At 38.3% G+C, this 8,869-nt stretch carries 8 protein-coding genes; 6 read left to right on the top strand and 2 right to left on the bottom strand.

Annotated elements, in window-relative coordinates; genetic code table 11:
- Nucleotides 1-589 precede the first annotated feature (589 nt).
- From thrS to rplT, 4 genes are all read left to right on the top strand, one after another.
- Nucleotides 590-2,527, top strand: coding sequence for a threonine--tRNA ligase (gene thrS, locus BLS33_RS15245; protein ID WP_089891146.1), 1,938 nt, complete (start codon nt 590-592; stop codon nt 2,525-2,527).
- Nucleotides 2,528-2,558: 31 nt separating this feature from the next.
- A complete protein-coding gene (gene infC / locus BLS33_RS15240; RefSeq protein WP_089891141.1) occupies nt 2,559-3,113 on the top strand; it encodes a translation initiation factor IF-3 in 555 nt (184 codons plus the stop codon).
- A 68-nt stretch (nt 3,114-3,181) separates the two neighbouring features.
- A complete protein-coding gene (rpmI, locus tag BLS33_RS15235) occupies nt 3,182-3,379 on the top strand; it encodes a 50S ribosomal protein L35 (RefSeq protein ID WP_089891138.1) in 198 nt (65 codons plus the stop codon).
- Nucleotides 3,380-3,503: 124 nt separating this feature from the next.
- Nucleotides 3,504-3,848 (top strand): 50S ribosomal protein L20, encoded by a 345-nt coding sequence (gene rplT, locus BLS33_RS15230; protein WP_089891135.1) that lies wholly within the window; start codon nt 3,504-3,506, stop codon nt 3,846-3,848.
- A 79-nt stretch (nt 3,849-3,927) separates the two neighbouring features.
- Here rplT and BLS33_RS15225 read toward each other — a convergent pair whose 3' ends face one another.
- Complete coding sequence (locus BLS33_RS15225; protein WP_089891132.1) at nt 3,928-4,350, bottom strand: secondary thiamine-phosphate synthase enzyme YjbQ; 423 nt, start codon at nt 4,348-4,350, stop codon at nt 3,928-3,930.
- Nucleotides 4,351-4,445: 95 nt separating this feature from the next.
- Here BLS33_RS15225 and BLS33_RS15220 point away from each other — a divergent pair, with 95 nt between their 5' ends.
- Complete coding sequence (locus BLS33_RS15220; protein ID WP_089891129.1) at nt 4,446-5,243, top strand: HAD family hydrolase; 798 nt, start codon at nt 4,446-4,448, stop codon at nt 5,241-5,243.
- Between the two features lie 96 nt (nt 5,244-5,339).
- Here the strand turns inward: BLS33_RS15220 and BLS33_RS15215 are convergent, their stop codons facing one another.
- Nucleotides 5,340-6,323, bottom strand: a complete 984-nt coding sequence (locus BLS33_RS15215; RefSeq protein WP_089891126.1) for a helix-turn-helix domain-containing protein — start codon at nt 6,321-6,323, stop codon at nt 5,340-5,342.
- 122 nt (nt 6,324-6,445) lie between these two features.
- Here BLS33_RS15215 and BLS33_RS15210 point away from each other — a divergent pair, with 122 nt between their 5' ends.
- On the top strand, nt 6,446-8,863 hold the full coding sequence (locus tag BLS33_RS15210; RefSeq protein WP_089891123.1) for a TonB-dependent receptor: 2,418 nt from the start codon (nt 6,446-6,448) through the stop codon (nt 8,861-8,863).
- Nucleotides 8,864-8,869: the final 6 nt, after the last annotated feature.

Here is an 8,869-nt window from a genome sequence, read left to right as displayed (position 1 = left end):
ATTATAAACACATTCCTCCCCTTGGGGCGAAACGTGCCTACGCTGTCTTTGCAATATTTCAATGAACTCCTTAAAAAACGTCCCCGCCATCGGGGCCGCCGCTCTCGATCTCTCCTGTCGTACAGGACCTGAATCCTGTCCCTGTGTCTCTAAGCGGGTGCAAATATACGACCCTTTTCGACACTGCCAAATAAAAATGAAAAAAACTTTTTTTATCCCTCTCCGGCAAAAACAACACGATCAATGAACGTGGCCCGAAGGCCGTTTCCCTACAACGACTTACATCGTTTCGGGCTGCAAATCTACAACCTTTTCAATACTACGCAACACTTTTTTCATGCGTTTTTTAAACTTTTTTTTATCCATCACGGAGCGTACTGTATTATAGGCTTTTACGGATGAAAATTATCCGAAAAAAAACAGGTGCAACCAGATTATCAATTCAAAGCGGGTTATAGAACCCAATGAACAGCTATATCCATTCCATATATATAGAATCAAGCATACGGTCAAAAACACATTTATTATTATTGTCAGCATCAATACTAGATAGTATATTTGCATCCTTATAATATAGGTATATAAAGGTATGATTAAAATTACGCTACCAGACGGCACTATAAAAGAACACAACACAGGCATCACTCCCATGGATGTTGCTAAAAATATTAGTGAGGGACTGGCCCGAAATGTAATTTCGGCAAAATTCAATGACACCGTGGTCGAAACTACCACGCCCCTCACTCAGGATGGTTCGTTGGTACTTTACACCTGGAACAACCCTGAAGGCAAAAAAGCTTTCTGGCATTCATCGGCCCATATTTTGGCCCAGGCCTTGGAAGAGTTATACCCTAATGTGAAACTTTGGGTCGGACCAGCCATCGATAACGGATTCTATTATGATGTCGATCTTGGCGACGAAACCATTTCAGAGAAAGATTTTAAGGCTATCGAAGATAAGATGTTGGAAATAGCCCGTGGAAAGCACAATTTCTCTATGAGGGCCGTAAGCAAGAACGAAGCCTTATCATATTATAAGAGTAAGAATGAATATAAGGTAGACCTTATTAGTAATTTAGAAGACGGAACTATTACGTTCTGTGACCATAGTAGCTTCACTGATCTTTGTCGAGGCGGGCATATACCTAACACCGGTATCGTAAAGGCCGTTAAAATACTTAGTGTGGCGGGCGCCTATTATAAAGGTGACGAGAATGAAAAACAACTGACTCGTGTATATGGCATCTCTTTTCCAAAACAAAAAGAGCTTACCGAGTATCTAGCCCTGCTTGAAGAAGCCAAAAAAAGAGATCACAGAAAATTAGGAAAAGAACTGGAACTGTTCACTTTCTCACAAAAGGTGGGCCAAGGTTTACCGTTATGGTTGCCAAAAGGTGCCGCCTTGCGCGAGCGATTGGAGCAATTCTTAAAAAAAGCACAGAAAAAAGCCGGATATGAGATGGTCATTACCCCTCATATCGGCCAAAAAGAACTTTACGTCACTTCAGGTCATTATGAAAAATATGGAGCCGACAGTTTTCAACCTATTCATACTCCGAAAGAAGATGAAGAGTTTCTGCTAAAGCCCATGAACTGTCCGCATCACTGTGAGGTTTTCAATTTCAAACCCCATTCTTATAAAGACCTGCCAAAACGTTTTGCAGAATTTGGTACTGTCTATCGTTATGAACAAAGTGGTGAGCTTCACGGGTTGACCCGGGTGCGTGGTTTTACTCAAGACGATGCCCATATATTTTGCACCCCCGACCAATTGGATCAAGAATTTAAAAACGTCATCGATCTATCATTGTACGTCTTACGATCTTTAGGCTTTGAAGATTTTACCGCCCAAGTTTCTGTTCGTGATCTGCAAAAACCGGAGAAGTACATCGGATCCGTTGAAAATTGGGAAAAAGCGGAAAACGCAATTATTAACGCCGCGAAGGAAAAAGGATTGGATTTTGTTATCGAAAGTGGTGAAGCCGCCTTTTACGGTCCGAAATTAGACTTTATGATTAAGGATGCCCTCGGGAGACAATGGCAATTGGGCACCATTCAAGTAGACTATAACCTTCCTGAGCGTTTCGACCTTACCTATAAGGGGAGCGACAACGAACTTCACAGACCTGTAATGATACATCGGGCCCCTTTTGGAAGTATGGAGCGATTCATTGCACTTTTATTGGAGCATACGGGTGGAAATTTCCCATTATGGTTGACTCCAGAGCAAGCTATTGTACTGCCTATTAGCGAGAAACATGAAAAATATGCCGAAAAAGTTTTAATTTCCTTAGAAAATAACGAAATTCGCGCCCTCATTGATAACAGAAACGAGACTGTTGGCAAGAAAATACGGGAGGCAGAAATGAATAAAATACCGTATATGTTGATTGTCGGGGAAAACGAGGAAGCCACAAACACCATATCCGTTCGAAAACACGGCGGAGAAGATTTAGGCACAATTACCTTAGAGCAGTTTTCCGACTTGGTAACTAAAGAAATAAACAGTACCTTAAAGTCGTTTTAAAAACCTAATGTTTAACTAAAAAGTACGAGTCATAGCTATAAGAAAAAGATTTAGGCCCCAACCTAGGAGGGAGAATAAAAACCCCCATAAAATCAATGAAAAAATTTTGGCACCAAAAGTCAGGTTGGTGGGGGACAATGTAGAGGTCGGTGTTTATCCTACACGGGAGGCACTCGACAAATCTGAAGAAATGGGATTGGATTTGGTGGAGATATCACCAAAGGCAGATCCGCCCGTTTGTAAAATCATAGATTATAAAAAGTTTCTATACGAACAAAAGAAGCGCGAAAAGGCCATGAAGGCCAAGGCGTCTAAAGTTGTTGTAAAAGAAATACGTTTCGGTCCGCAAACAGATGACCACGACTATGAGTTTAAAAAGAAACATGCCGAAAAGTTTTTAAAAGACGGAGCCAAGTTAAAGGCATATGTTTTTTTCAAAGGCCGTTCTATCGTATATAAAGATCAAGGTGAGATCTTATTGTTACGACTGGCCTCTGAACTAGAAGAATGGGGAAAGGTAGAACAAATGCCTAAACTCGAAGGAAAACGGATGACCATGTTCATCGCGGCAAAGACAAAAAAATAAATTAGTAGGTGAGCTACTGAAATATCCTGATAATTTTCAGGACATCATTGATTAAATATAGATAGAAAATGCCTAAAATGAAAACAAAATCCAGTGCCAAAAAGCGGTTCAAGCTTACCGGTACGGGAAAAATTAAGAGAAAACACGCTTTTAAGAGCCACATTCTTACGAAGAAGTCTAAAAAGCGAAAACTTAATTTAACGCATTCCACTTTGGTACACAAAGCGGATGAAAAAAGTATCAAAGAACAATTGTGTTTGAAATAATTGTTCAATTCGGTAATTAACATTAACCCTGGAGTTAGGCTCATAATCGAAAATCACATTACAACTGTGATTGAGAATATTGCAAAGTGTCAAATAGACCGCCTACTACAAAAAATTCAAAATTATGCCAAGATCAGTAAATGCAGTTGCTTCTAGAGCCAGAAGAAAAAAGGTGATGAAGCAAGCCAAAGGTTACTTCGGAAGACGTAAAAACGTCTGGACAGTAGCAAAAAATGCGGTTGAAAAAGCAATGCTATATGCTTATAGAGACCGAAGAAACAAAAAAAGAACATTTCGTGCCTTATGGATTACCCGTATTAATGCAGGTGCCCGGTTACATGGAATGTCGTATTCTCAATTTATGGGAAAGGTGAAAGCAAATCAAATTGACCTAAACCGAAAGGTTTTAGCCGATTTGGCAATGAACCATCCCGATGCCTTTAAAGCGATTGTGGATAAAGTAAAATAGTATAACAAACAAATCAGTAAGCTCACATAAAAAATCCGGTCGACTTGTAAGTCGACCGGATTTTTTTATACACTCTATTTCATTCTCCAAAAGCGGTGATGACCAAATTTCTTCCCGAACTATGGTTTCTGTGTTCGCAAAGATAGATGCCTTGCCATATTCCAAGATTCAGCTTTCCTCTGGTAACTGGAATTTGCACAGATGAGCCCATCAATGACGATTTGATATGTGCTGGCATGTCGTCTGGCCCCTCGTACGTATGAATATAATAAGGGGCATTTTCAGGCACCATTGTATTCATATGGCTTTCAAAATCAATTCGCACTGTAGGGTCGGCATTTTCATTAATAGTTAAACTCGCCGAAGTATGTTTGATAAAGACCTGAAGCATTCCGGTGACTATGTGCTTTAATTCAGGTAACGCCACTATAACATCTTCCGTAATTAAGTGAAATCCTCTTTCGTAACCCTTTAACCTGATTTCTTTCTGATAAAATTTCATAGCCTTTTAAACGTATCGATAAAATGTAAAACTTTCTAAAACTAAGCCATTATCCCATTCATAACAAATACCTTTGCCGCTTAAAAATATTTTCGATGGATTTATCCCAAATTAAAATGGTAGTTACCGATATGGACGGTACGCTTCTCAATTCCGATCATCAGGTCAGTGATCAATTTTTTGAGCTTTTTAAAGAACTTAGAAAGAAAGATATCGTATTCGTGGCGGCCAGTGGAAGACAATACCACAGCATAATCGACAAATTGTCATCCATCAAGGACGATATTATCGTCATTGCGGAGAATGGGGGTCTAGCCAGGAAAAATGGAGAAGAGCTTATATTTACACCATTGGCAAATGGGGCGAAAAACACGATTTTAGACGTTTTGGACAAAGTACCTAACATACACCCCGTGTTATGTGGAGGCGATACGGCCTACTTATTGGGCACCTCAAATGAATTTGTCGATAAGCTTAAAGAATATTATACGGAATTTGAATTTCTCGACGACCTTAGAGCCTTTGAAGGGGAAATTCTAAAAATAGCAATATATCATTTTGAAAGCTCGGAGAAATATATTTATCCAGCGGTAAAACATTTGGAAGGTGACCTAAAGGTGAAAGTTTCTGGAGAAAACTGGGTAGACATATCAAGCCCCAATGCCAATAAAGGTTTTGCTTTAGAAAAGGTGCAAAAAATGTACAACATCACACCGAAAGAGACCATGGTTTTTGGTGACTACAACAATGATCTTGAAATGTTGTCTTTGGCCGATTTCAGTTTTGCTATGGAAAATGCGCATCCAAACGTAAAAAAAGCAGCCAATTATAGCACGTTGAGCAACAACGAACATGGTGTAGAACACATACTTCGTCAACTCATTTCAGGTTAGAGCGGTGCAAAACCCAACAATACTTGAAAGGCAGTCTTAAAGACCCATGACACCATATTGTACTTCTAAAATCAAGACGCACATTACGTAAATTGACTATTTTAGTTGACTTGGTACATACCCCATAGTTCTTTTAAAAGCAGCAGTAAAATGTTGGGGATTGGCATAGCCCACTTCATAAGCAGCCTGCGCTATAGAAGCGCCTTCTTCTGTAATCATTTTCTTTGCCTCTTGCATTCGTAGAGCCGTAATATGTTTAAAGATAGTTATGCCGTAAACCCGCTTGAAATCTCTTTTTAGTTTGGTGGCATTGAATCCCGCAATATCCGCCAGATCTAAAATATTAAGGGACTTCTTTAAATTTTTTCTTATGTATGCTTCGACCTTCACCAAGGCCAAATAGTCCGATTTTGGTATTTTTATATTTTTTTTCAAAGCCTTGGAAGCTTGCTGGCCCAATAAAAAGTCGATCAGCAATGTTGTGAGTTTACCATCCAAATAACTTTGCCTCACATGACCCTCATAAGGGCATTGTAGAATCTCATTTATCTTGCTACTTACCTGCGCGGATATAGGCCTGTTCTTTTCCCAGAGTGCACACGCTTCTAAATTGGTCATGGCCTTATTCATTTTAGCACACGATTCTTTAAATTCAGGACACAATAGGCGTTGCAAATAATCATGCGCAACATATATTTCAAAGCTTTTGGAATTTTCATTTGAAAATATATCCTTTCCTTCCTGGGTTGGTAAGTAAATCATATTGCAATGATTTTCAGGAATATCGATTACATATTCATCCGCTTTCAGAGATTCATAACAATACCCCCCTTCCAACGAAAAATGAATTTTTAAAACAGGACAATCACTTGAAACAAGCATTTCAAAGTTCTTCCGGAAAGGTATTTTTTTATATGGAAATATCGACCCATTAACTGCTACAGTACCCTCCTTTACCGCGCTTTCCAAAAGATAATATTGAACTGAATTTTCGATAAAAGAGTTGCTAAACAGCTTTTCTCCTATGATATTCTTATGGAGATATTGTTCAACCCCATGCTTTTTAAGTCTCAACCTCATTACTTCCTTTTTCGTATTTAAAAATTCCTTTTGCGTTACTGCTTCCTTGACAACTAGCCTAGATTTGCAAATCTAAATTATTTAGATTAAATCTTAATAAAGATAGTAGATAATATTTAGTTATGAATAAAATCCTTGTTGTTACCCTTCTCTTCTTATCGATTGCCGCTCTGGGCCAATCACAGAAAAGCACTATTTCAGGAAGAATACACAGCGATGATGGTAAACCCCTGCCATGGGCAACTGTACTTCTAAAGGACACTTCTTACGGAGTACAGACCGATGAAAACGGATATTATAAACTACAGCATGTGCCTAATGGCAGATATAATATAATCGTATCCTATATCGGTTTTGGCTCACTTTCAAAGAAAATCACCATCAAAGATGGCACACAGGATATAAGGATAGACTTTACGCTTTCTGAAAACACAGAGAATCTTGATGAGATTATAGTCAATGGAAAGACAAATGAGACAAAGCTTGAGACCAAAGGCTTTGCCGTAACTGCTGTTAAAACAAAGGAAGCCAGTCTACGGAATATTCAAACCAACGAATTGTTAAACACCACAGTTGGTGTGAAAATTCGGCAAAATGGGGGATTAGGTTCTGACGTTCGTTATAGTTTAAATGGGTTATCGGGAAACTCAGTACGTATTTTTATCGACGGAATTCCTATTTCCACATATGGCAATTCATTTAACCTGAATAGTATTCCGCCCTCAATGATTAAGCAAATTGAGGTTTACAAAGGGGTTGTTCCCGGGCATTTAGCAGATGATGCTTTGGGTGGGGCTATAAACATTCTACTTCATAAAGATGCAAAAACCAATTTCAATGCTTCGGTTTCTTATGGATCATTCAACACATTACAAGCAAGTGTTAATGGCCTGTATCGTTTTAAAGAATCTGGGTTAACAGTTAAAGCATCTCTTTTTCATAACTATTCTGACAATGATTACAAAGTATCAGGTAGAAGTGTTGTGGTTACCGGTTTAGGCGGCGTACAAACACCTATAACCGCGAAAAGGTTTAATGATGCCTATAGATCAACAGGAGGAACGGCACAAATTGGTTATACCGATGTAAAATGGGCAGATCAATTTTTCGTCGGCTTAACAGGTTCTAATGACTATAAAGAAGTACAGCACGGTGCCTTTATGACGATTACCCCTTACAAAGACAGGTTCTTAGAATCTGATGCGCTGCTGGCAAGTTTAAATTATCAAAAGAAAGACCTTTTCACCAAAGGCCTTGATGTAAATGTAAACGGCTTATATGGTAAAAGAAACCGTGCGGTAAACGATACCGTTGCTTGGGCATATAGTTGGAACGGGGAACGAGCGATTGATTTTAGAGGAGATGAATACCAATACACTTGGGGTTCTCAACAAGAAGGAGGTCCTACACTAGCTAAAATCAAAAGAAATGTTGCATCAATAAGAACGGGGATTTCTTACGCCATTAATGACCATCACAAGGTATCAGCAAATCATGTTTATAGTGGAATTGATAGGGAAGACAGTGATGCTTTAAGGTCTGTATTAGAAAACACATTTTTGGGCACACGGGATTTACATAAAAACATCTATTCCTTAACCTATGAGTTAACAGCTTTCGAAGAAAAATTAAAAGCCAGTTTATTTGGCAAGCATTATCAACAAAAAACAATAAGTAGTGACCCTACTATTGAATCGGACACTGATGGAAATGATGTGATAGTAGATGAAGTGGTAAGCAGCAACAAAAAGTATAACGGATATGGCTTTGCGGCTTCTTATGAAATTATTCCAAATGTTACGCTTTTAACTTCCGCAGAAAAAGCCATACGACTCCCTAACGAAACAGAAGTATTTGGTAATGACGGAGATAATGTTGTGGCGAATTCAAGTATTAATCCAGAAAGTAGTGATAACTACAACTTAGGATTCAGATTTGGAACATTTAACATCAAAAAGCACGATTTTACGATATCAACGAATGTTTTCACTCGAAATATCAAAGATAGAATTGGCTTGCCTATTGAAACATCATTAAATGTTGATGATGAATTAATAGTATATGTAAATCAAGGTAGTGGTACATCTAAAGGAATTGACGCCCAATTGAATTACACGTACAACAACAATTTTGGCCTCAACTTTAATGTGTCTCGTTTCGATTTAAAGATTGTTAATCAAGGAATAGAAATAGACGTTCCAAACACACCATTCTTTACCATGAACGGTGGTTTACGCTACTCGTTCAAAGATTTGGTTCAGAAGAAATCTAGACTAAATCTTTTCTACAATGTTTATTTCACAGATGAATTTTCATTCTTGACTTCGCAAGGAACAAACACTGTGGGTAACGAGTTTTTTGAAGTACCCCAACAATTATCACAAGATTTCGGACTTAGTTACGCATTCCCAAACAACAAGTTTGTGATGAGTTTTGATATCAAAAATATATTTGACGAACCCATTTACGATAACCTTTCTGTACAAAAACCAGGAAGAGCCTTTTACCTAAAATTAAATTACGCAATAAATAAATTTTAATTCTTT

The sequence above is a fragment of the Kriegella aquimaris genome, from assembly GCF_900103215.1.
Classification (GTDB): Bacteria; Bacteroidota; Bacteroidia; order Flavobacteriales; family Flavobacteriaceae; genus Kriegella; species Kriegella aquimaris.
This window is presented reverse-complemented; position numbering and strand designations above follow the sequence as displayed.